We start from the raw sequence: 21,041 nt of genomic DNA, 5'->3' as shown, positions 1-21,041 counted from the left end.
TCGACCTGATCGACCACCGACAATTTAAAAGCCAGCGTGTAATCGCGCTGACTGCGCCTTTTCCCCGAATCCATTGCTCCCTCCTGAAAATAGGTCAGAAGGTGTAAACCTTATTCAGGACGGGACATCGCCCACAAAAAAGCCCCGCTTTTAAGGGCGGGGCTTTTTACTAAAGCAAGTACAAGTTAGATAACTTGAACTTCTTCAGCTTGCATGCCTTTCTGACCGCGGGTAGCGATGAAAGAAACCTGTTGGCCTTCTTTCAGGCTTTTGAAGCCGTCGGATTGGATAGCTTTGAAGTGAACGAACAGGTCGTCACCGGATTGTGGAGTGATGAAGCCGAAGCCTTTTTCATCGTTGAACCACTTAACGGTACCGGTTTGGCGATTAGACATGGTGTAACTCCTTGAACAAAGATAACTGCGACTCAGGAAGAACCCTGGCCGAGACTGAGTGCAAAGAGCAGGAAAAATTCTTGTAGATGGTTGGATCGAAATTCAACATATCGTGTAGAGATTCTCAGTGACACAAGCAGCACAGTGGCGCCACCTTAACCCTTTTTCCGGAACGTGCCAATGCTTCTTGCGAAGGTTTCTCTGTTTTAGTGACTGACGGTGCAGTGTTTTGCTGCGAAGGGCCCTAAATCCGGCCGGATCGTCGAGAATTGCGAGCGGCGCTTTGAACCCGGCGGCGCGCCCCGGTAAGATGCCGGACAGATTTTCTCCACCTCGCTATTCAGGACACCGCCATGAGCATCAAATCGGACAAGTGGATTCGCCGCATGGCGCAAGAGCACGGCATGATCGAACCTTTCGTCGAGCGCCAGGTGCGCGGCAGCGACGATAGCCGTGTGATCTCCTACGGCGTGTCGAGCTATGGCTACGATGTGCGTTGCACCAATCATTTCAAGGTGTTCACCAACATCAATTCGGCCATCGTCGATCCGAAAAACTTCGATGCCGGCAGCTTCGTCGACATCCATAGCGACGTGTGCATCATTCCGCCGAACTCCTTCGCCCTGGCCAGCACCGTCGAATACTTCCGTATTCCGCGCAATGTATTGACCATTTGCCTGGGTAAAAGCACTTACGCGCGCTGCGGCATCATCGTCAACGTCACGCCGCTTGAACCTGAGTGGGAAGGTCACGTAACCCTGGAATTCTCCAACACCACCAACCTGCCGGCGAAGATCTACGCCAACGAAGGCGTGGCGCAGATGCTGTTCCTCGAGTCTGACGAAGAATGTGAAGTGTCCTACAAGGACCGTGGCGGCAAGTACCAGGGCCAACGTGGCGTGACCCTGCCGCGGACCTGAGTCAGCCGTCTGACAAACCGTGGGAATTCTTGAGCGAGCGTACACTCTATGGGGTGTACTGCTCCGATCCGCGCAAGGCGGACCGGGCCATCGCTCAGGAGTGCGTTATGAAGATCGACCCGCGAATCAGTGCCGAACTGGCAAGGCTTGAGCCCAATCAGGTTGGCGTGCTGGCCTGGTCATTGTTGGCACACCCGCCCATCAGCATGGCCGGTGGCATTCCGGGCCAGCCTGATCCCGATACCCCGAACGAACAGCCAAACGAACCGGGCGAGCCAACGCTGCCGGATGAGCCGCCGCCTGCGCCTGTGGCCTGAGGCTGTCTGAAGTGAATCCGAACCTGTAGGAGCTGCCGCAGGCTGCGATCTTTTGATCTTGATGTTTTTTTAACCATTGAAGATCAAAAGATCGCTGCCTCGTAGCTCCTGCAGGACGTCACCGGCTGTTTTACTTCAGGTTGCCGCTGAGGAACTGCTTCAACCGTTCGCTCTTTGGATTGCCCAGCACGTCTTCCGGCGCGCCTTCTTCCTCCACCAGCCCCTGATGCAGAAACAGCACCTGGCTCGATACTTTGCGGGCGAAGCTCATTTCGTGGGTCACCATGATCATGGTCCGGCCTTCCTCGGCCAGGCCCTGGATCACCTTGAGCACTTCACCCACCAACTCCGGGTCCAGTGCCGAGGTCGGTTCGTCAAACAGCATGACCTCCGGCTCCATGGCCAGTGCGCGCGCAATCGCTACCCGCTGTTGCTGACCACCGGACAGGAATGCCGGGTACTGGTCCGCCACCCGGGACGCCAGGCCCACCTTGTCGAGATAGCGTCGGGCGCGGTCTTCGGCTTCTTTTTTGTCGCAGCCCAGCACCCGGCGCGGGGCCATGGTGATGTTTTCCAGCACCGTCATGTGGCTCCACAGGTTGAAATGCTGAAACACCATGGCCAGCCGGGTGCGGATCCGTTGCAGTTCATCGGCGTCAGCCACGTGCATGCCTTGACGATCCTTGATCATGCGGATGTTCTGGCCGTCCAGGCTCATGGCACCGTCATTGGGCTGTTCGAGAAAGTTGATGCAGCGCAAAAAGGTACTTTTACCCGAGCCGCTGGCGCCGATCAGGCTGATGACGTCGCCGGTCTTGGCCTTTAGCGAAACACCTTTGAGGACTTCATGATCGCCGTAGCTTTTATGCAGGCCTTCGATGGTCAATTTGTACATGGGGCATGCATCCTCAAGGCGAAAGTAGGTAGCCGCTGCGATAGGCTTCGGCGCCCGCGACATGGGCGATCACCATGCCGGCGGTGGCCATGCGGCGCAGCGAGCGGGCGTACATCAGCCCGGCGGCGGAGCAATGAACAGGGGTGACGCGATCGATGATCGGGTCAATGATTTCGGCGATCAATTGCCCGGCTTCCAGGTATTCCCCCGGCAGCGCGGCGAACACCAGCAGTCCGCCCACGGGAGTGGTCACCGGCTCGACACCGGCCAGCGGCGTCGCCGGGTAAGGCAGGTCGGGCAGGGGCGCAGGTTCACCGGCAATCGCGCCGTAATGGATCAAATAATCGATCAGCGCCTGGCAATCGATGCTGGCCAGCGGGTGATTGACGTCGCCCTGGCCGCGCAGTTCGACGGTTACCGAAAAACTGCCCGGCGGAATGTCGAAGTGCTCGCCGAAGCGTTCCTTCAACTGCCACCAGAGCAGGGTGAAGCATTCGTCGAACGACTGGCCGCCGGAATCGGTGGCCAACAGGCTGGCCTCGGCCCCGATGTACCGGGCCAGCGGCTCAACCTGCGGCCAGGCTTCAGGCGTGGTGTACAGGTGCGCGACCGCTTCGAAATCGCAATGCAGGTCCAGCACCATATCCGCATCGCAGGCCAGTCGTTGCAGGATCAGGCGCTGGGATTGCAGTTGGGTGTCGGCGCTCTGTCGGGCCAGCGCATCGCGCAGGCAGCTGCGAATCAGTTGCAGGTTGTGCTGCGGATCGTCGCCGAGCTTGCCCTCGATCTCGTTACCGACTTCTTCACTGAGGTCGACAAACCAGCGGTTGAAGTTCTGGCCGCTTTCCAACTCGTAACGGCCGAGCGGCACATCCATCAACATCTGTTCCAGCCCGACCGGGTTGGCGATGGGCACCAGCACGATTTCGCTGTGCAGGCGACCGGCGGCCTCCAGTTCTGTCAGGCGTTGCTTGAGGTGCCAGGCGACCAGCATGCCGGGCATCTCGTCGGCGTGAAGGGAGGCCTGGATGTAGATCTTGCGGTGGCTCGGCTGTGGGCCGAAGTGAAAGCTGTGGATCTGTCGTGCGGTCCCCGGCAGCGGGGCCAGCAGATCGTGAATCTGGTGGCGCATTTGCAAGTTGTCCTAGTGGGTCGGCCCGAGAAAGGCCAGCCAGCGGCGTTCGGCGAGACGGAACAGGCCGACCAGCGCAAAGGTGACGGTCAGGTAGATCAGCGCGGCGATACCGAACGACTGGAAGGTCAGGAATGTCGCCGAGTTGGCGTCCCGAGCGACTTTGAGCACGTCAGGGATGGTCGCGGTGAAAGCCACGGTGGTCGAGTGCAGCATCAGAATCACTTCGTTGCTGTAGTAGGGCAACGAACGACGCAGGGCTGACGGCATGATCACGTAGGCATACAGCTTCCAGCCGGTCAGACCATACGCCTTGGCGGCTTCGACTTCGCCATGGTTCATGCTGCGAATCGCCCCGGCGAAAATCTCCGTGGTGTAGGCGCAGGTATTCAGGGCGAAGGCCAGGATCGTGCAATTCATCGCATCGCGAAAAAATGCATCGAGTACCGGTTGGGCGCGAATGGCGGCCAGGCTGTAGATCCCCGTGTAGCAGATCAACAGCTGGATATACAGCGGCGTACCACGGAACAGGTAAGTGTAGAACTGCACCGGCCAGCGGATGTAGCGGTGCGGCGACACTCGTGCGATAGACAGCGGGATCGACACCAGAAAGCCAATGAAAATCGAAGCACTCAGCAGCCACATCGTCATGGCAAGGCCGGTGATGTTGTTGCCGTCGCTGTAAAGAAAGGGGCGCCAGTATTCCTGAAGAAGCTCGATCATCGTACGGCCTCCCGGGTTCCGGCGGAGTAGCGACGTTCGAGCCAGCGCAGGATGAAGTTCGAGGCGCTGGTGATCAGCAGATAGATCACTGCGGCAAGCACCAGGAAATAAAACAGCTGGTAAGTGCTTTTACCGGCGTCCTGGGCGGCTTTGACCAGATCGGCCAGGCCGATGATCGAGACCAGCGCCGTGGCCTTGAGCATCACCATCCAGTTATTGCCGATGCCCGGCAGGGCGAAACGCATCATTTGCGGAAACACCACGATCCAGAAACGCTGACCGCGCTTGAGGCCATAGGCCGTGGCAGCTTCGACCTGGCCCCGCGGGACGGCGAGGATCGCACCGCGGAACGTTTCGGTGAAGTAGGCGCCGTAGATAAAGCCCAGGGTGATGACCCCGGCACTGAACGGGTTGATTTCGATGTATTCCCATTCCATGTAGTCAGTGAACGACGTCAGCCAGGTTTGCAGGCTGTAGAAGATCAGCAGCATCAGCACCAGATCGGGCACGCCGCGAATCAACGTGGTGTAGCACTGGGCAACCAGGCGCAGCAGTTTGACTTTTGACAGTTTGGCACTGGCGCCGAGCAGGCCGAGCAACACGGCCACCAGCAGCGACATCGCCGATAATTTGATCGTCATCCAGGTGCCTTCCAGCAACAGCGGACCGAAGCCCTTGAGGCTGAAGGCGGAGAGCCCCAGATTTTGTAAGAGGTTTTCGAACATAAATCAGCAACCTGATCGGATAAAAAAAGCGCCCATCGCGAGATGGGCGCCGGGCATTACTTGCCGCTGTACAGATTCAGATCGCCAAAGTGTTTCTTCTGAATGGTGGCGTAGGTGCCGTCATCATGTAACGCTTTGATACCTTTATCCAAAAGTGCTTTCAGCTCGGTGTTACCTTTCTTAATACCGATCGCAGTTTTGGCTGGCAGCAGTTCGCTGTCGACAGGCTCGCTGATATCGTAACCGGCGCCATTTGGCGACTTCAGGAAGCCCAGTTCAGCTTGCAGCATGTCCTGGATCCCGGCGTCGAGACGGCCGGAAGTCAGGTCGGAATACACCTGGTCCTGGTTCTGATAGGCCTGGGTTTTCACGCCCGCCTTGTCGAGCACGGCTTTGGCGTAGGCTTCCTGGATGGTGCCTTGTTCGTAGCCTACGGTTTTACCCTTGAGCGACGCGACGTCGGCGGTGATGCCGGAGCCTTTCTTGGACACGTAAGCGGTTGGACCGGAGAACAGCTCGCTGGAGAAGTCGATGACTTTTTCGCGGGCCGGGGTCACGGTCATCGACGAGATAACGCCGTCGAATTTATTGGCTTTGAGGCCTGGAATCATGCCGTCGAAATCGCTTTCGACCCATTTGCACTTGACCTTCAGCTCGGCGCAGATTGCGTTCCCCAGATCGATGTCGAAGCCCACCAGGTTGCCGTCGGCCGCTTTCGACTCGAACGGTGCGTAGGAAGGGTCAACGCCGAAACGCAATTCTTTGTACTCCTTCGCCATGGCGGAGCCACCAGCCACGCACAACGCCAGTGCAGAAAGGGTCAGCAATGCTTTTTTCATTATTCAATCCCTAAAACCAATATGAGCGCTTGTGGCGCAGAATTATTGTTACTGGAACGCGTAAGACCTTAAGAAAGTAGCAATTTCCGAACCAGAGTGGCGAACGAGCGTTTTAAAAGGTGCGCGACGAACGGCCGGAGCACGATTTATGCACGAAAACGGGCGCAAGGAAATGGCCGCACCGGATTGGCACGAAAAGAATCGAATCCGAAGTGGGCCAAAGGCTTATCCGAGCAGATCCTGCAGGTCGAACCCGCTGTAACCCTCTACCAGCGGTGAAACCGGGTGATCACCGAGCGTTCGACCGGTCGCCGCGGGTCGATGTAGAAATCCCCGATGGGGCAGTACACATCTTCGGGACCCATCACCGTCCCCTGTAGGAGCGAGCAGGCTCGCTCCCACTAAGGGCGGAGGTTATTTCCCGGGGGTAAGGGTCAACCGCGACTTGCCATAGGCATTGTCGAAGTTTTGCGGCTGCATCGGCAGGCTCATGTACTGGCCCTTGAGCCACGGATCGACGCTGTTGAGGTAGTTCGGGCTGACCGGATTGCCAGACTGGCCGGTGCCGTTCTGGGCCATCAGTGGTTCGGACTGGCCGAAGTCGACGATCAGGCGCATGGCCGGTGCCAGCGTGGTATTGAAGTCCTGGCCCCAGGCGAACGCGGCGGTGTTGAGGGTGGTGTGATCGCCGCCCGCCGGAGCAGGGCCACGCACGGTCTGGCCGCCGGCGTTCTTCCATTCATAGCGATGCAGTTTGCCCCACTGCCAGGCCTTGTGATTACCGCCCAACTGGCTGTCGCCCGCGCTGATCGCTGCCGCAAGGCTGCGCGCGAGGATCGCCGGTTTGTCTTCTTTCTGCGCGGTGCGTGCGTCATCCCAGAACGGGCTGTCTTCGCGGCCCAGCAGGTGATCCGCTTGCGCCGCGTAGGACAACTTGCCATCTGCGACAAAGGCTTTCCACGCCGGGCTGCTTTCCGGGCCCAGTTCATCGAGGAAAATCTGCCGGGTGCTTTCTTGCAGGAACAGCTGGTAGATCGCCGCGTCGGTGGACGCCGGGCCCAGTTTGCCGTCGAAGGCCATCAAGCGGCTGAAGGCTTCGTGTGCCTTGGCGCGATCGGCCACCGGCAGCGCGTCGATGGCTTGCTTGAGTGGCTGGGACATGCCCGGCGCCTCGAACATTTTCTTCAGTTTGGCGGCGAAGGTGGTGGTCTGGTCGTACTGCATGGCGATCATGCTGCGGCTGTCGTGTTTGCCTGCGCCGGCCAGTTCAGCCAAGCGCTCGCCACGTTCCGGTGCCGACCATGAGTTGGACAGTTGCATGCCGTAACCATGGGGGATAACCCGCTGGTTGGCGGTGCCGAGCCAGCCTTGGGCCGGGTCCTGGTCGTAGGGGTGCAGCATCGGGTCGGCATAACCGTCCCAGTCGTAACGACCTTCCCAACCCGGCGAGGGCAGCAGGCCTTCGCCTTCGCGCCGGTTCGGGTAGCGGCCGGTGACTTGCCAGCCAATGTTGCTGGCATCGGCAAACACCAGATTCAACGCGATGGCGCGGATTTCGCGACTGGCGTCCGAGGCTTTCTCGACGCTCTGGGCGCGGGTCAGGTCGAAGAACGCATCCAGGGTTTTGTCATCGGTGAAGCTTGGCGTCTGCAAGGCCAGGCCAAAACCATTGGCCAGCGTGGTGCCTTGGGCGCTGTTGAGCAGCGGACCATGGCGGGTTTCGTAGACCGCTTCGCGAATCGGTCGCTGGCCTTTGACGAAATAGGTCTCGTTGCGCACGATCACTGGCTGCCACTTGCCGGCGTTTTCGTAGGTGATGGCGTTGCCCTGGCGTTTGATTTTCTCCAGGAACAGATCCTGGTTGTCACCCATGACGGACGTCATGCTCCACGCCACTTTGCCGTTGAAACCACCCAGTACCATCGGCAAGCCGGCGATGGTCACACCGGATGCCTGATACTTCGGCGCGCGGATCTGCACGTAACTGAACAATGACGGGACGCCCAGCGGGCCGTGGCTGTCGCTGGCCAGCAGGCTTTTACCGCTGCGGCTGCGTTGTGGGGCGATGGCCCAGTTGTTCGACGAAGTGGCGCCCAGCAGGTTCAGGTCAGACAGTTGTGCGGTGGCCTTGCTGATTTGCGCCAGCCCCGGGATTTGTCCGTTGAGCTTGAGGCCTTGCAGCTTTTCGCTTTCGGCCGCAGGCAGTTTTTCGTCGGGCGCGGACGGCGACAGCCACGCGAGTTTGTCGGTGGTCACCGTTTGCGCCAGCACCAACGAGGAGATTTCTTCCGGCAAGTTGGCCGACTGACTGAAGTTCAGCAGGCAGAAAATCAGCGCCGAGTCTTCCGGCTGCCAGTATTCAGGCTTGTAACCGGTGGCGGCAAGGTCTGCCGGCAACTTGTCGCGGTAGCGGAACAGGTAAGCATTGACCCCGCGCGCATAGACTTCAAAGAAGCGCTTGAGCCGCGGCGAAGACGCTTTGTACAACTCACCGGCATTTTTCTTCAGGTTGACGGCGCGCATGTAGCGGTCGGCATCCAGCAGTTCCGCGCCGTGCATTTCGGAGAGGCGGCCCTGAGCAAGCAGGCGCAGGGTGGCCATTTGCGTGATGCGGTCGCTGGCGTGCACATAACCGAGGGCGAACAGTGCGTCGTGGAAACTGTTGCTTTCGATCAGCGGCATGCCCATGGCATTGCGTCGCACGGAAACGTTTTGCGCCAGACCCTTGAGCGGCTGCATGCCAGAGGTCGGCGGGAGGGTGTCCTGGGCGTTGAAAGTCTGACAACCGGTCAGGCTCAAAACGCCGGCCACTGCTGCGGCAACGCCGAACTGGGGTAGAAAATGAGTAAGGGCTGGCGAGGCCATGGCAAAGCTCCTGCGGGGGTGGTGGCGCAATAAAGCCGCTACGTTAGTGAGCAGGCGATGGCCGCGCAAGCGGGGCAAGAGGTTATTTCTGGATTTGTCAAAGATCGCAGCCTTCGGCAGTGATACGCCGATCTCGCGTAGGCGCTGCCGAAGGCTGCGATCTTTTGATTCTCAAGTGACTTGCCAGCCTGTAACCGGTGATGCTGAAGTGCAGCAGGCACAATATCCTGGAGAACAGTCGGCATGGAGCTCAAGACAAACGCAGCACTGATCATCATCGATCAACAGAAAGGCATCCTTCACCCCAGACTCGGTCGCAGGAATAATCCCCAGGCTGAAGAGCGCATGCTGGAGTTGCTGAGCCATTGGCGACGCACCGGTCGGCCGGTGATCCATGTGCAACACCTGTCCCGGTCAGAGGATTCGGTGTTCTGGCCGCAGCAATCGGGAGTGGAGTTTCAGGAGCGTTTTCAGCCGGGTGCAGGTGAGCGATTGATCCAGAAACAGGTGCCGGATGCGTTTTGTTCAACTGAGCTGGCGTCAGGGTTGCGCGAAGCGGGGATCGGGCAATTGGTGATCGTCGGCGTCGCGACGCACAACTCGGTGGAGTCCACGGCGCGCTCGGCTGGAAATCTGGGGTTTGATGCGTGGGTGGTGGAGGATGCGTGCTTTACCTTCGACAAGGCTGACTTCTATGGCCATGCCCATTCAGCCGAGGAGGTGCATGCGATGTCGCTTGGCAATCTGCATGGCGAATACGCAACGGTTGCAAGCAGCGCGCAGATCCTGTCAGCCGACTAAGCACTTGTAGGAGCGAGCAAGCTCGCTCCTACAGGGACGGCATCAAGCGCCGTGGCACTTCTTGAATTTCTTGCCGTTGCCGCATGGGCAAGGGTCGTTGCGGCCGACGTCTTTCAGGGCGTTGCGCACCGGCTCCTGGTGGGCATGGCCGCAGTTCGGACCGTGGACATGGCCATGGTCGTGATCATGATCATGCTGGTGATGGTCATGATCGTGGTTGCAGTCAGGGCCATGGACGTGGGGTTGCTGGGTCATCGGGGTTACTCCGGAATTAAATCGGCGGGGATTATCACGCCATTACGCGTCAGGTGCACGTAGTGGGCGATGAATAAACCGGTTTCCATTTCACCTTCCAGACGATAGGGGATGCCTTGCTTGGGGTTTTTGAGTTGTTTGACCAGATCCTTGACCCTGGGCCACAGGTTGGTGCGGATTGGCACCTTGAAGTAGACGCTGTGTTTGGGGCGGACCGTAAACCACTGTTCATGCTCGCCTTCGGCCAGCAAGATGTCCGCCAGGTGAATGCGATATTCCAGGCCGCGCACCGTCAGGTCGCTGTCGTTGGGGTTGTCGACGCGAAAGTGCAGGATGAATTTCTGATCAAGCAGCCTGGCCCGCACGACTTCGACTTTTACCAGGTGGACCTCGGGATCCGGCTCGTCGCTGCTGAACCAGGACGCACAGCCCCCGAGCCCGAGGAACAAAAACAGCGTGAAGGTCTGCAAGAAACGTCTGTGACTGGTCATGTCGAGGTTCTCCCTTAAGGCCAGTCTAGTCCCTTCATCTCATGCGCCGAAGTAACCTGCACAGCACTTCTTGAACTTCTGTCCGCTGTCACATGGACAGGCATCATTGCGCCCGGTTTTGAGCGGCACAGTGGGGTCGATGAAATACCAGCGCCCGGTGTTCTGCACGAACGAGGAGCGCTCGCGGTGGCTGTGCTCGCCATGACTGTCATGCCAGCGCGCGGTGAACGTCACGAAGGCATGTTCGGGCTGGCCGCCCAGGACTTCCGAACTTTCCACTTCAAGCCCCAGCCAGGTGCTTTGGGCGCTCCAGTCACTGATTGCCTGACGATCAAGGCCTGCCTGTTGCGCCGGCAAGGTCGTGGCCACCAGATAATCGATCAAGCCCAGCACATAGGCGCTGTAACGCGAACGCATCAAGGCTTCGGCGCCGGGGGCAGGGTGACCGGTATGATAATGACCGCAACAGGCGTCGAGCAGGGTGCCGCTGCCGCAGGGACAAATGGATGTACTCATTGCATTACCACCAGTATTTCCCGAAGTTTTCCGGATTGGCCCAAAAGCGTGAATTGAGCCAGTCGGGCACTTGTTTGTATTCAAGCAGATCGTAGGTGAACAGGGTCAATACCTGTTCGTCACGGGCAAAGCGCTCGCTGGCTTGCAGCGCCAGGGAGAAAAAGTCCGTTTCCTGCCAGCCGCAGGCCGTCAGGTCCGCCAATACCGCTATGCGACTGGCGTTGAGGTTGCGGATGCCGCCCAACAGGTTCAGACCCTCGCGCTTGGGCAGATGCTCCAGGCAATCGACCACCAGGGCCAGGTCAAAACGCCGTGCCGCCAGCTCGGCAGGCAATGGCCCCGGTGCGGCGAACGCGACGCAGCTGTCCGGGTGGGCCGCTTTGAACGCTGCCAGCGCCGGGAACTCGCTGGCGCCGATCAGCAACAGGCGCGCGGGGGCATATCGGTCAAGTAGAGCGGCCAGTGCCTGCTGGGGCGTGCGTGAAGAAATACCTGCAATCATCGAAGTTCCTCAATCAGATCCGTCAAGACTAGCCTGCTCGAACGTTCGGGCCTAGAGCGGCTTGACGACAAATGCGCCAACCTCTCGTTAATACAAGAATAAACAGCGTGGTCCATTGCTGGCGGAGTTTAAAACTCGGGTCTTTACTAGCTGAATCGGTTCTAAGCCGATCCTTCAGGAGAAAACTCGATGAGCATAGTTCGGACAGCATTACCCTTGGTCCTGCTAACCAGTCTGTTGACTGGTTGCGCAGGTTTGCAGAAAACCGACTGGCCGACCTGTGCGGCAGTTGGTGGTGTCGTGGGCGCCGGTCTCGGTGCGACCGAAAGTTCGGCATGGGCAGGGTATGGTGCTCTGCTTGTCGGCGGTACGGCAGCGGCTTATTGCTGGGTTCACGGTGATGGCGACGAAGACGGCGACGGTGTGCCGGATAGCCGCGACAAGTGCCCGGGCACGCCTAAAGGCGTACAGGTCGACGCTGACGGTTGCCCACCTGCACCAGTGGTTGAAGAAGTGGTTGTAGTCAAGGAAGAAACCATCGTCATTCGCGATGTTCACTTCCAGTTTGATAAGGCCACACTGACCGAGTCTGACAAAGCGGTACTCGACAAGATAGCCACTCGCCTGAAAGCCGAAGCTCCGACTGCTCAATTGACTGTCACCGGCCATACGGACAGCGTGGGCAGCGACACCTACAACGAGAAACTGTCGGATAAACGCGCTCACTCGGTGGTTGAATACCTCATCGAGCAAGGCGTACCTCGCAGCAACTTCGTGTCGGTTGTCGGTGCCGGTGAAAGCCAGCCGGTAGCGGACAACTCAACCGATGACGGTCGTGCACAGAACCGTCGCACGGAAATCAAAATCCAGCGTTAATCCCTTCGCATCCGCGCCTTGTGCAGTCGCGGATGCGGGTCTTTACTCCTGTGTAACCGGTATTGGCCGGTGACACAGGAGCTTTCAACATGATCTTTCTCACAAGGACCGTATTGCCGGTTCTGCTACTTGGCAGCCTGTTGACGGGCTGCGCCACTCACAGTGATGGCACTGCCCCCCTCAATCAACGAACCTGGCCGATCTGCAGTCTTATTGGCGGGCTGGTCGGTGGAGGCCTTGGTGCAATCGAAAGTGCCGGCTGGGCCGGTGGTGGAGCTGCGCTGGGCATCTTGGCCGGTGGCTTGATCTGCTATGCACAGGATGGCGACGAAGACAGCGATGGCGTTTTCGATCGACGTGACCGCTGTGCCGATACTCCTGCCAATACCACGGTCGATCATCGCGGTTGTCCGTTGCCGCAGAACGCAGTTAGCGAGACTCCCGCCCCCACTCCTGCGCAATCTGAAGTCATCACCCTGAGCGATGCCGGCGAAGTGTTGTTTGCGTTCAACCAGGCCGATCTGACCCCTACGGCAAAGAGCCAGCTGGATGCGATCATGGGCAAGCTGGAGGACGCCAGCGTGGTGAGCGTGAAAGTGGTTGGCCACACCGACAGCGTGGGTGCGGATGCCTATAACCAGGCCTTGTCGGAGCGACGTGCCACCAGCGTGGCGGAATACCTGTTGAGCCAGGGTGTGGCGCCGAACAAAGTTACCAGCGAAGGCAAAGGTGAGAGCGAGCCGATTGCCGATAACGAAACCGAGGAGGGGCGCGCGAAGAACCGTCGCGTAGAACTTCACGTCAACCGCTGAGCCTTGAAATAGAGCCGTCGGACGATATTTTTGAGCGTCGCGACGGCCATTTGGCGGCCTTCATGAAGAATTTTCTATTGCCCTCTGGCTTATCCTGCGTGGAAGCCGTTACTGTGCGTGCAAATAATAATTCTCATCGGGGGGGCGTATGAAGGCGTTATGGGGGCTGGGGAAGTTACTGACCCTGATGTTCTGGCTGGTGGTGCTGTTCAATCTGCTCATGCCGTTTGTATTTCCGCTGCACCATCTGGTCAATCTGGCCGGTGGCCTCCTGGCATTCTTTCATCTGCTTGAAGTGCTGCTGTGCAATCGCAGCCTCAAAGGACGCGCCCACCCTTGGCGCGATCGCCTGAAGATTGTCATTTTCGGCGTTTTCCATCTGCAAACCATTCCTGCCCCCACCGCACCGAAGGCTTCCCATGCGTAAACTCTGTCTGCTCGCCGTATTCATCAGTCCATTGGCCTGCGCACAGGTGGTGAGCGTCGAAACCAACTCGCTGATGCGGTTGCCCAACACCGCCAGCACCCTGCAACTCGAACGCCTGGACGTCGCCGATTACGGCACTTTGCTGATCCCCTCGAACGTGACCGAAGTCTCCGTGGGCGAACTGCGTTTGGGGCGTGACGCACGCATTGCGATTGTGCCCGGCGAACAGACGTTGGCGTTGAAGGTCCATCGGGCTGATTTGTCCGAGGGTAGCCAGATCACGGCGCGCGGTGCGCCGGGGACGTATCAGAAGGCTGCCCGTTCCGGACGAAACCTGGATTTACAGATCAAGACCCTGAATGCATCGCAACTTCAGGTGGACGCTCGCGGTGGCGCAGGAGCTCCGGGGTTTGTGGGCCTCGACGGGGCCAACGGTCAGGATCCGGGCTGCACTTGGGGCCAGGCCGGTCGTGGTGCCGATGGCAGCGACGGCAGTAATGGTCAGGCCGGCGCGCCGGGGGCACTGGTCAAACTGACATTGCCGCGCGACTACCCGGCCGATCGGATCAAGGTTCAGGTGGCCGGTGGTGCTGGTGGCCTGGCCGGCCCTGGCGGCAAACCGGGGGCGGGTGGCAAAGCCAAGGGTTGCCTCGTTTACGAGGCCGACGGCGGCAAGGGCGGCAAACCTGGAGCGGATGGTCAGCCAGGACCGGAAGGCGCGGCGGGCTCGGTGACTGTGCAGCGGTTGTAAATCCAGCCAGGACTCTGTGGCGAGGGAGCTTGCTCCCGCTGGGGCGCGAAGCAGCCCCGAATCCGGATAATGTATTTTTTTCAGGATGAGCGCGTTCACCGGTTTACGGCTGCTTCGCAGCCGAGCGGGAGCAAGCTCCCTCGCCACAAACGCTCGATAGATTCAAAACATCGGCCGTGCCGCACCAATCGCCACCACGACCAACCCCACCAGCAGATTGATCCCCACCAGCTTGCGGATCCGCCCCAGCACCGCTGCACCCGCGGGCCAATCCTGCTCGGCCACGGCCGTGCGCAGTTCCGGCAGCATCAGCGCCTGAATCCGGATAAACAACGCCGTCATCACCACATACAAACCCATCATCACCTGCACATAACGTGGCGCAGTCTCAAAGCCACCGAAGTGCATGTGCAGCATGCCCACGCCGCTGACCGGCAACAGCACGACCGCCACCCAGACCCAACGGAAAAAACCTTGAAACACTTCTACCCACAGCTTTAGCCGGGCAGGGCCTTCCAGTGCCGTCACCGCTGCGGGGCGCAGGACCATCCAGGCGAAAAACATGCCGCCGACCCACACCAGTGAGGCAACGACATGCAGGCTATAAATGAGGCTAAAAGGTGTCATTGAGGTACTCCGTTCTGCGCGGGATTCATTAGCGGGGTATGATAGCCGCCGAACCGAACCACTGAAAATTTATCCAGCGTTTTTTGCGCCCGACAATCCATGATCAGCACTGAACTCAAAACCACGATCCAGGGCGCCTACTCGCGTTTTCTCGAAGCCAAGAGCCTCAAGCCGCGCTACGGCCAACGCCTGATGATCGCCGAAGTCGCCAAAGTCCTCGGTGATATCGACACCGACGACGAAGGCCGGCGCAGTGGCGACCCCGCGATTGTCGCGGTGGAAGCCGGCACCGGTACCGGCAAGACCGTGGCCTACAGCCTGGCGGCGATTCCGACGGCGAAGGCCGCCGGCAAGCGCCTGGTGATCGCCACTGCGACCGTCGCGTTGCAGGAGCAGATCGTCTACAAGGACCTGCCTGACTTGATGCGCAACAGCGGGCTGAATTTCAGCTTCGCCCTGGCGAAGGGGCGTGGGCGCTACATGTGCCTGTCCAAGCTCGACATGTTGCTCCAGGAAGGTCACGCGCAAACCGCCACCGCTCAGTTGTTCGAAGAAGAAGGCTTCAAGATCGAAGTCGACGAAGCCAGTCAGAAGCTGTTCACCAGCATGATCGAGAAGCTCGCCGGCAATAAGTGGGACGGCGACCGCGACAGTTGGTCCACCGCGCTGGAAGACGCCGATTGGGCGCGCCTGACCACCGACCACAGCCAGTGCACCAACCGTCATTGCCCGAATTTCGGCCAGTGCGCCTTTTACAAGGCCCGCGAAGGCATGGGCAAGGTCGACGTGATCGTCACCAACCACGACATGGTCCTGGCCGACCTGGCCCTGGGCGGCGGCGCGGTGCTGCCGGATCCGCGCGACACCATTTATGTATTCGACGAAGGTCATCACCTGCCGGACAAGGCCATCGGCCATTTCGCCCATTACACCCGCCTGCGCTCCACGGCCGACTGGCTGGAAACCACCGCGAAGAACCTCACCAAGTTGCTGGCCCAGCATCCCTTGCCGGGCGACTTGGGCAAGTTGCTCGAGCAGGTGCCGGAGCTGGCGCGAGAGATCAAGACCCAGCAGCAATTCATGTTCACGGCCTGCGAGCAGATCGCCGATTTCAAACCCGGCGAAGACGTCGAAGGTCGCGAGCGGCCACGTCACCGGTTTGTCGGCGGGGTGATTCCCGATCACATGCGTGAAATGGGCATCGAGCTGAAGAAAGGCTTCGCGCGCCTGACCGACCTGTTCACGCGCCTCACCGAATTGCTCAAGGAAGGCATGGACGGCGAGGTCAACATCGGCATCGCCAGCAATCAGGCCGAAGAATGGTATCCACTGTTCGGCAGCCTGTTGTCCCGCTCTTCGGGCAACTGGGAATTGTGGACCGCCTTCACCGTTGAAGACCCGGAGGACAACCCGCCCATGGCCCGTTGGCTGACCCTGGCCGAAAGCGGTTCGCTGTTCGACATTGAGGTCAACGCCAGCCCGATCCTCGCGGCGGAAATGCTCCGGCGCAATTTGTGGAACGTGGCCTATGGCTGTCTCGTCACGTCGGCGACCCTGACTGCACTCGGCACTTTCGACCGCTTCCGCATGCGCGCCGGGCTGCCGAAAAAAGCCGTGACCGCCGTGGTCCCGAGCCCGTTCCACCATGCCGATGCCGGCGTGCTGCGGGTGCCGAACCTGAACGCCGACCCCCGTGACGCCGCCGCGCACACCGCCGCGATCATTCGTGACTTGCCGGAACTGGTCGAAGGCTCGCGGGGCACGTTGGTGCTGTTCTCCTCGCGCAAACAGATGCAGGACGTGTTCGACGGACTCGACCGCGACTGGCGCAAGCAAGTGTTCATTCAAGGCAACCTGTCGAAACAGGAAACCCTGAACAAGCACAAAGCGCGGGTCGATGGCGGGGATTCGAGCGTGCTGTTCGGCCTGGCGAGTTTCGCCGAAGGGGTCGACTTGCCCGGCGCCTATTGCGAGCACGTGGTCATCGCCAAGATTCCGTTCTCGGTACCGGATGACCCGGTCGAAGCCGCGCTGGCCGAATGGATCGAAGCCCGTGGTGGTAATCCGTTCATGGAAATCTCCGTACCGGACGCCTCGCTGAAACTGGTTCAAGCCTGCGGACGCTTGCTGCGTACCGAAGAAGACCGCGGCACCATCACCTTGCTCGATCGACGCCTGGTCACCCAGCGTTATGGCAAGGCGATCCTCAATGCATTGCCTCCTTTCCGCCGCGAAATTTCCTGAGACTCCGGTGGGCGGTTTCGCCCACTGCGTTGTCTATCTTTCAGCCATCGCTTTTCCACAGGCCCATTGAAGGTCGTTAGGGAGAATTTCGTTCTCATGATTCGCCGTTCGTTGCCCGCTGTTTTTGCCCTGTTGTTCGCAACACCTTTGCTGGCCGCTCCCGCCGGTCAGCAAACGCTGTTCAACTTTGTGCGCCCCGCCGACGTGGTTCAGGTGGCGACTCAGGACGCCAGCCTGCCGCAATCCAACGCCGAGCAAACCCCCGAGGGCGAAGTGCTGCGGCGGGTAACGTTCAACCCGGTCGCGCGGCCGACCTTGCGCCTGAGTCCGCAGAGCGGTGCCTGGGACTGGTCGCAATCGGGTTTCATGAGCTTGCGGGTCCAGAGTGCGATGGACTGGGCCCTGACCCTGTACGTGACGATCCAGAGCAATGACGGCAAGACGCTGGTCAGCCGCGTCGACCTGCCGGCCGGCCCCGCGCAAACGCTGTTGGTGCCATTGCAACCGACTTCACCGTTGAGCCTGGGCATGAAGGCCGGCCCGCCAATGCCGATGACGATCGACGGCCAGCGTGTGTTGTTGGCCAGCAGTGCTGGCGCGCTGGACCGTGGCCAAGTGGTGTCGGTGAGTGTGTCGATGGATCAGCCGAACGTCGCGCAAAGTATTTTGCTGGAACGCTTTGGCGTGCAGGACGGCGAGTCGGTGACCCAAACCGTGTATGGCGGATTGGTCGATGCTTACGGTCAATCGACGCGGGCCAAGTGGCCGGAAAAAATCAGCACTGACGAGCAGCTGAAAAGCGCCGCCGCCAAGGAACAGCAACAACTGAAAACCTGGCTGGCCGAGCGCGAAAAGTCGTCCCTGGACAAATTTGGCGGCTTGAACAAAGGTCAATCGTTCAAGGCTAGCGGCTTTTTCCGCACCGAGAAGCGCGACGGTCGCTGGTATCTGGTGACGCCGGAGGGCCATCCGTTCTATTCGCTGGGCGTCAACACCGTCACCCCGGACGTCAACCAGACCTACGTGGCCGGTCGCGAGTGGATGTTCGAATCCCTGCCCAAGGCTGACGAAAACCTGGCCAGCCACTTTGGCGAAGGCGACAACCGGGGCGGCAACGGTGCTGACTTGGGACGCGGCTACAACGCCGGGCGCTGGTACGATTTTTACGGGGCCAACTTGCAGCGTTTGTATGGCGACCCTTGCGCACTGGGCAGTGACACCAAGGCGGGCGTCGCTGCTGCGGCCAAGGCTGATGCAGTTGAGGCCACGGCAGAGAAAGCCGTTGAACCAGCGGTTGTGCCGCCGAGCCCTGAAGCCGGTGTCGCTGAAGCTGCCCAAACTGAAGCGAAAGCGCCAGCGCCAATTGCTGTCGAGCCTTGCAAGGCGGTTTTTGACGAGCAGCGCTGGGCCCGCCACACACTCGATCGCCTGCAAGCCTGGGGCTTCAACACGATCGGAAACTGGAGTGCGCCGGCGCTGGGTAATGCCGATCGCGTGCCGTACACCTTGCCGTTATCGATCGTCGGTGATTACGCCAGCATCAGCACTGGCAGCGATTGGTGGGGTGGCATGCCTGATCCGTTCGACCCGCGCTTCGCCATGGCCACGGAACGCGCCGTGGCCATTGCCGCTCGCGATCACCGCGACGACCCATGGCTGATCGGTTATTACGCCGACAATGAACTGGCCTGGGCCGGTCCTGGCGATGATCCGAAAGACCGTTATGCCTTGGCCTACGGCACCTTGAAAATGACCACCGACGTCCCGGCCAAGCGTGCGTTCCTCAAGCAATTGCGCGATAAGTACCGCAACCAGGCCGGCCTGTCGAAAGCGTGGGGCATCGATTTGCCCGCGTGGGAATTGATGGAAGACCCGGGTTTCGTGCCACCGATGCCAAGCGCCGAATATCCGGAAATCGAAGCCGACTTCAAATACTTCCAGAAGGTCTTCGCCGACGCTTACTTCAAGACCATTTCCGATTCGCTCAAGTGGCACGCGCCGAACCAGTTATTGCTCGGCGGCCGTTTCGCCATCACCACGCCGGAAGCAGTCGAATCCTGCGCCCAGTATTGCGATGTGTTGAGTTTCAACATGTACACGCTGCAACCCCAGGATGGTTATGACTTCGCCAAATTGCGCAGCCTCGACAAACCGGTGCTGATTACCGAGTTCAATTTCGGTTCGGCTGATCGTGGTCCGTTCTGGGGTGGTGTCACGCAATTGGCGAAAGAAGAGGACCGTGGCCCGGCCTATGCGAACTTCCTAAAGCAAGCGATGAGCGAGCCGTCGATTGTCGGCGTGCATTGGTTCCAGTACCTCGACCAACCGGTGACCGGTCGCCTGCTTGATGGGGAAAACGGCCACTTCGGTCTGGTGGGGATCACCGACCTGCCGTTCCAGGGCTTCGTCGACAGTGTGCGCAAAAGCAATCTGGCGACGGTCGATAAAATGGGTAAAGAAGCCGAGAAAGCGGCGACCGAGGCCGACAAAGCCAGCCACGATGCCGAGGGCGGGCGTAAAGCCGATGCCGGCAAAGGACCGGGGAAGGGCGCGGGTGGACATTCCGGCAAAGGCCATTGATCCCGTTTGCAGCCTGCGGCAGCACCTGGAGGAGCTGCCGCAAGCTGCGATCTTTCGATCTTGGCCCTCAATTGACCATCCAGCCCAACCCTGTTCCCAAAACCCTCAAGGGCTGGAACAATGCCCGCCACTTTGTAGAGCGTTAATCCGGGGAGTTACGGGTGCAGATTCAGGGTCATTACGAGCTTAAGTTCGAGCCGGTGCGTGAGGCGTTCGCGGCGCTGTTCGACGATCCTCAGGAGCGTGGCGCGGCGTTGTGCATCCAGGTCGGCGGCGAAACCGTCCTCGACCTCTGGTCCGGCACCGCTGACAAGGACGGTGCCGAAGCCTGGCACAGCGATACCATCGCCAACCTGTTCTCCTGCACCAAAACCTTTACCGCCGTTACCGCGTTGCAACTGGTGGCTGAAGGCAAGCTGCAACTGGATGCGCCGGTTGCGCGCTACTGGCCGGAATTCGCCGCTGCCGGCAAAGAATCCGTCACCCTGCGCCAACTGCTTTGCCACCAGGCCGGATTGCCCGCGCTGCGCGAGTTGCTGGCCCCTGAAGCGCTTTACGATTGGCAAACCATGGTCGATGCGCTGGCCGCCGAAGCACCGTGGTGGACGCCGGGTGAAGGCCACGGCTACGCGGCCATCACTTACGGCTGGTTGATCGGCGAGTTGTTGCGACGTGCTGATGGTCGTGGGCCGGGTGAGTCCATTGTGGCCCGGGTTGCCAAACCGTTGGGTCTGGATTTTCACGTTGGTCTGGCTGACGAGGAGTTCCATCGCGTGGCACACATCGCTCGCGGCAAAGGCAACGTCGGCGATGCGGCGGCCCAGCGCCTGCTGCAAGTGACCATGCGTGAGCCGACGGCCATGACCACCCGAGCTTTCACCAATCCGCCGTCGATCATGACCAGCACCAACAAACCGGAATGGCGACGCATGCAGCAGCCGGCCGCCAATGGTCATGGCAATGCCCGTAGCCTTGCCAGCTTCTACGCCGGACTGCTCGACGGCAGCCTGCTGGAAAGCGAGATGCTCGACGAGCTGACCCGCGAACACAGCCTCGGCGAAGACAAGACTTTACTGACCCGGACCCGTTTCGGCCTGGGTTGCATGCTCGATCAACCTGACGTGCCTAATGCAACGTTCGGTCTGGGTCCTCGGGCCTTTGGTCACCCGGGTGCCGGTGGCTCCATCGGTTTTGCCGACCCCGAGCACGATGTGGCCTTCGGTTTTGTGACAAATACCCTGGGACCGTACGTCTTGATGGACCCGCGTGCGCAAAAGCTGGTGCGGGTTCTGGCCACCTGTCTGTAAGAATCGCTCAAGGGTTCCAGGATTGGAACCCGAACGTCTTT

The 21,041-nt window shown here is 59.9% G+C and carries 22 protein-coding genes; 10 read left to right on the top strand and 12 right to left on the bottom strand.

From position 1 onward, the window contains the following. Window positions 1-185 precede the first annotated feature (185 nt). Window positions 186-395, bottom strand: a complete 210-nt coding sequence (locus CKW15_RS19805) for a cold-shock protein (RefSeq protein ID WP_002554837.1) — start codon at window positions 393-395, stop codon at window positions 186-188. 353 nt (window positions 396-748) lie between these two features. On the opposite strand from CKW15_RS19805, the gene dcd reads away from it, so the two are divergent. Both dcd and CKW15_RS19795 read left to right on the top strand, forming a co-directional pair. Beyond that, a complete protein-coding gene (gene dcd, locus CKW15_RS19800) occupies window positions 749-1,315 on the top strand; it encodes a dCTP deaminase (protein WP_007904652.1) in 567 nt (188 codons plus the stop codon). Between the two features lie 107 nt (window positions 1,316-1,422). After that, a complete protein-coding gene (locus CKW15_RS19795; RefSeq protein ID WP_095058769.1) occupies window positions 1,423-1,632 on the top strand; it encodes a hypothetical protein in 210 nt (69 codons plus the stop codon). Window positions 1,633-1,762: 130 nt separating this feature from the next. On the opposite strand, the gene CKW15_RS19790 is transcribed toward CKW15_RS19795, so the two are convergent. The 6 genes from CKW15_RS19790 to CKW15_RS19765 all read right to left on the bottom strand — a co-directional run bounded on the left by CKW15_RS19790 (window position 1,763) and on the right by CKW15_RS19765 (window position 8,811). Then, complete coding sequence (locus tag CKW15_RS19790; RefSeq protein WP_095058768.1) at window positions 1,763-2,527, bottom strand: ABC transporter ATP-binding protein; 765 nt, start codon at window positions 2,525-2,527, stop codon at window positions 1,763-1,765. A 13-nt stretch (window positions 2,528-2,540) separates the two neighbouring features. Then, the gene (locus CKW15_RS19785; protein ID WP_095058767.1) at window positions 2,541-3,659 is read right to left on the bottom strand and encodes a succinylglutamate desuccinylase/aspartoacylase family protein; all 1,119 of its coding nucleotides are present in this window, start codon (window positions 3,657-3,659) and stop codon (window positions 2,541-2,543) included. Between the two features lie 12 nt (window positions 3,660-3,671). Further along, window positions 3,672-4,382: an ABC transporter permease gene (locus CKW15_RS19780; protein WP_095058766.1), complete on the bottom strand. Its 711-nt coding sequence runs from the start codon at window positions 4,380-4,382 to the stop codon at window positions 3,672-3,674. Further along, window positions 4,379-5,107: an ABC transporter permease gene (locus CKW15_RS19775; RefSeq protein WP_095058765.1), complete on the bottom strand. Its 729-nt coding sequence runs from the start codon at window positions 5,105-5,107 to the stop codon at window positions 4,379-4,381. Before CKW15_RS19775 ends, CKW15_RS19780 begins: the two co-directional genes overlap by 4 nt. A 56-nt stretch (window positions 5,108-5,163) precedes the next feature. Beyond that, window positions 5,164-5,946, bottom strand: a complete 783-nt coding sequence (locus CKW15_RS19770; protein WP_095058764.1) for a transporter substrate-binding domain-containing protein — start codon at window positions 5,944-5,946, stop codon at window positions 5,164-5,166. 414 nt (window positions 5,947-6,360) lie between these two features. Then, window positions 6,361-8,811 (bottom strand): penicillin acylase family protein, encoded by a 2,451-nt coding sequence (locus CKW15_RS19765; RefSeq protein ID WP_095058763.1) that lies wholly within the window; start codon window positions 8,809-8,811, stop codon window positions 6,361-6,363. A gap of 243 nt (window positions 8,812-9,054) precedes the next feature. Between CKW15_RS19765 and CKW15_RS19760 the strand changes: the two genes are divergently transcribed. After that, the gene (locus CKW15_RS19760; protein ID WP_095152607.1) at window positions 9,055-9,612 is read left to right on the top strand and encodes a cysteine hydrolase family protein; all 558 of its coding nucleotides are present in this window, start codon (window positions 9,055-9,057) and stop codon (window positions 9,610-9,612) included. A gap of 42 nt (window positions 9,613-9,654) precedes the next feature. On the opposite strand, the gene CKW15_RS19755 is transcribed toward CKW15_RS19760, so the two are convergent. Genes CKW15_RS19755 through CKW15_RS19740 form a run of 4 tightly spaced genes read right to left on the bottom strand, consistent with a single transcriptional unit; the run spans window position 9,655 to window position 11,376 of the window. Continuing rightward, window positions 9,655-9,867, bottom strand: coding sequence for an SEC-C metal-binding domain-containing protein (locus CKW15_RS19755; protein ID WP_053155520.1), 213 nt, complete (start codon window positions 9,865-9,867; stop codon window positions 9,655-9,657). A gap of 5 nt (window positions 9,868-9,872) precedes the next feature. After that, window positions 9,873-10,358 (bottom strand): LEA type 2 family protein, encoded by a 486-nt coding sequence (locus CKW15_RS19750; protein ID WP_095058761.1) that lies wholly within the window; start codon window positions 10,356-10,358, stop codon window positions 9,873-9,875. Window positions 10,359-10,397: 39 nt separating this feature from the next. Next, on the bottom strand, window positions 10,398-10,874 hold the full coding sequence (locus tag CKW15_RS19745; RefSeq protein ID WP_095058760.1) for a YchJ family protein: 477 nt from the start codon (window positions 10,872-10,874) through the stop codon (window positions 10,398-10,400). Between the two features lie 4 nt (window positions 10,875-10,878). After that, complete coding sequence (locus tag CKW15_RS19740; RefSeq protein ID WP_095058759.1) at window positions 10,879-11,376, bottom strand: DUF6231 family protein; 498 nt, start codon at window positions 11,374-11,376, stop codon at window positions 10,879-10,881. 189 nt (window positions 11,377-11,565) lie between these two features. Here CKW15_RS19740 and CKW15_RS19735 point away from each other — a divergent pair, with 189 nt between their 5' ends. The 4 genes from CKW15_RS19735 (at window position 11,566) to CKW15_RS19720 (ending at window position 14,242) form a co-directional block, all read left to right on the top strand. Further along, entirely contained in the window at window positions 11,566-12,252 is a 687-nt protein-coding gene (locus tag CKW15_RS19735; RefSeq protein WP_095058758.1) for an OmpA family protein, read from the top strand. An 89-nt stretch (window positions 12,253-12,341) separates the two neighbouring features. Next, window positions 12,342-13,064, top strand: coding sequence for an OmpA family protein (locus CKW15_RS19730; RefSeq protein ID WP_095058757.1), 723 nt, complete (start codon window positions 12,342-12,344; stop codon window positions 13,062-13,064). Window positions 13,065-13,212: 148 nt separating this feature from the next. After that, the gene (locus CKW15_RS19725; protein WP_095058756.1) at window positions 13,213-13,491 is read left to right on the top strand and encodes a DUF1145 domain-containing protein; all 279 of its coding nucleotides are present in this window, start codon (window positions 13,213-13,215) and stop codon (window positions 13,489-13,491) included. Further along, on the top strand, window positions 13,484-14,242 hold the full coding sequence (locus CKW15_RS19720) for a hypothetical protein (protein WP_095058755.1): 759 nt from the start codon (window positions 13,484-13,486) through the stop codon (window positions 14,240-14,242). Before CKW15_RS19725 ends, CKW15_RS19720 begins: the two co-directional genes overlap by 8 nt. A gap of 162 nt (window positions 14,243-14,404) precedes the next feature. Here CKW15_RS19720 and CKW15_RS19715 read toward each other — a convergent pair whose 3' ends face one another. After that, window positions 14,405-14,869, bottom strand: coding sequence for a CopD family protein (locus CKW15_RS19715; RefSeq protein WP_095058754.1), 465 nt, complete (start codon window positions 14,867-14,869; stop codon window positions 14,405-14,407). A gap of 99 nt (window positions 14,870-14,968) precedes the next feature. On the opposite strand from CKW15_RS19715, the gene dinG reads away from it, so the two are divergent. From dinG to CKW15_RS19700, 3 genes are all read left to right on the top strand, one after another. After that, entirely contained in the window at window positions 14,969-17,113 is a 2,145-nt protein-coding gene (gene dinG, locus CKW15_RS19710) for an ATP-dependent DNA helicase DinG (protein WP_095058753.1), read from the top strand. A gap of 96 nt (window positions 17,114-17,209) precedes the next feature. Continuing rightward, complete coding sequence (locus tag CKW15_RS19705; protein WP_095058752.1) at window positions 17,210-19,693, top strand: beta-galactosidase; 2,484 nt, start codon at window positions 17,210-17,212, stop codon at window positions 19,691-19,693. Window positions 19,694-19,854: 161 nt separating this feature from the next. Next, window positions 19,855-21,000, top strand: coding sequence for a serine hydrolase domain-containing protein (locus tag CKW15_RS19700; RefSeq protein ID WP_095058751.1), 1,146 nt, complete (start codon window positions 19,855-19,857; stop codon window positions 20,998-21,000). The last annotated feature ends 41 nt before the right edge of the window (window positions 21,001-21,041 follow it).

Origin of the sequence: Pseudomonas sp. Irchel s3b5, assembly GCF_900187435.1 — a bacterium.
Classification (GTDB): Bacteria; Pseudomonadota; Gammaproteobacteria; order Pseudomonadales; family Pseudomonadaceae; genus Aquipseudomonas.
The sequence above is the reverse complement of the archived record's forward strand: the minus strand, read 5'-3'. Positions and strand labels throughout refer to the sequence as shown.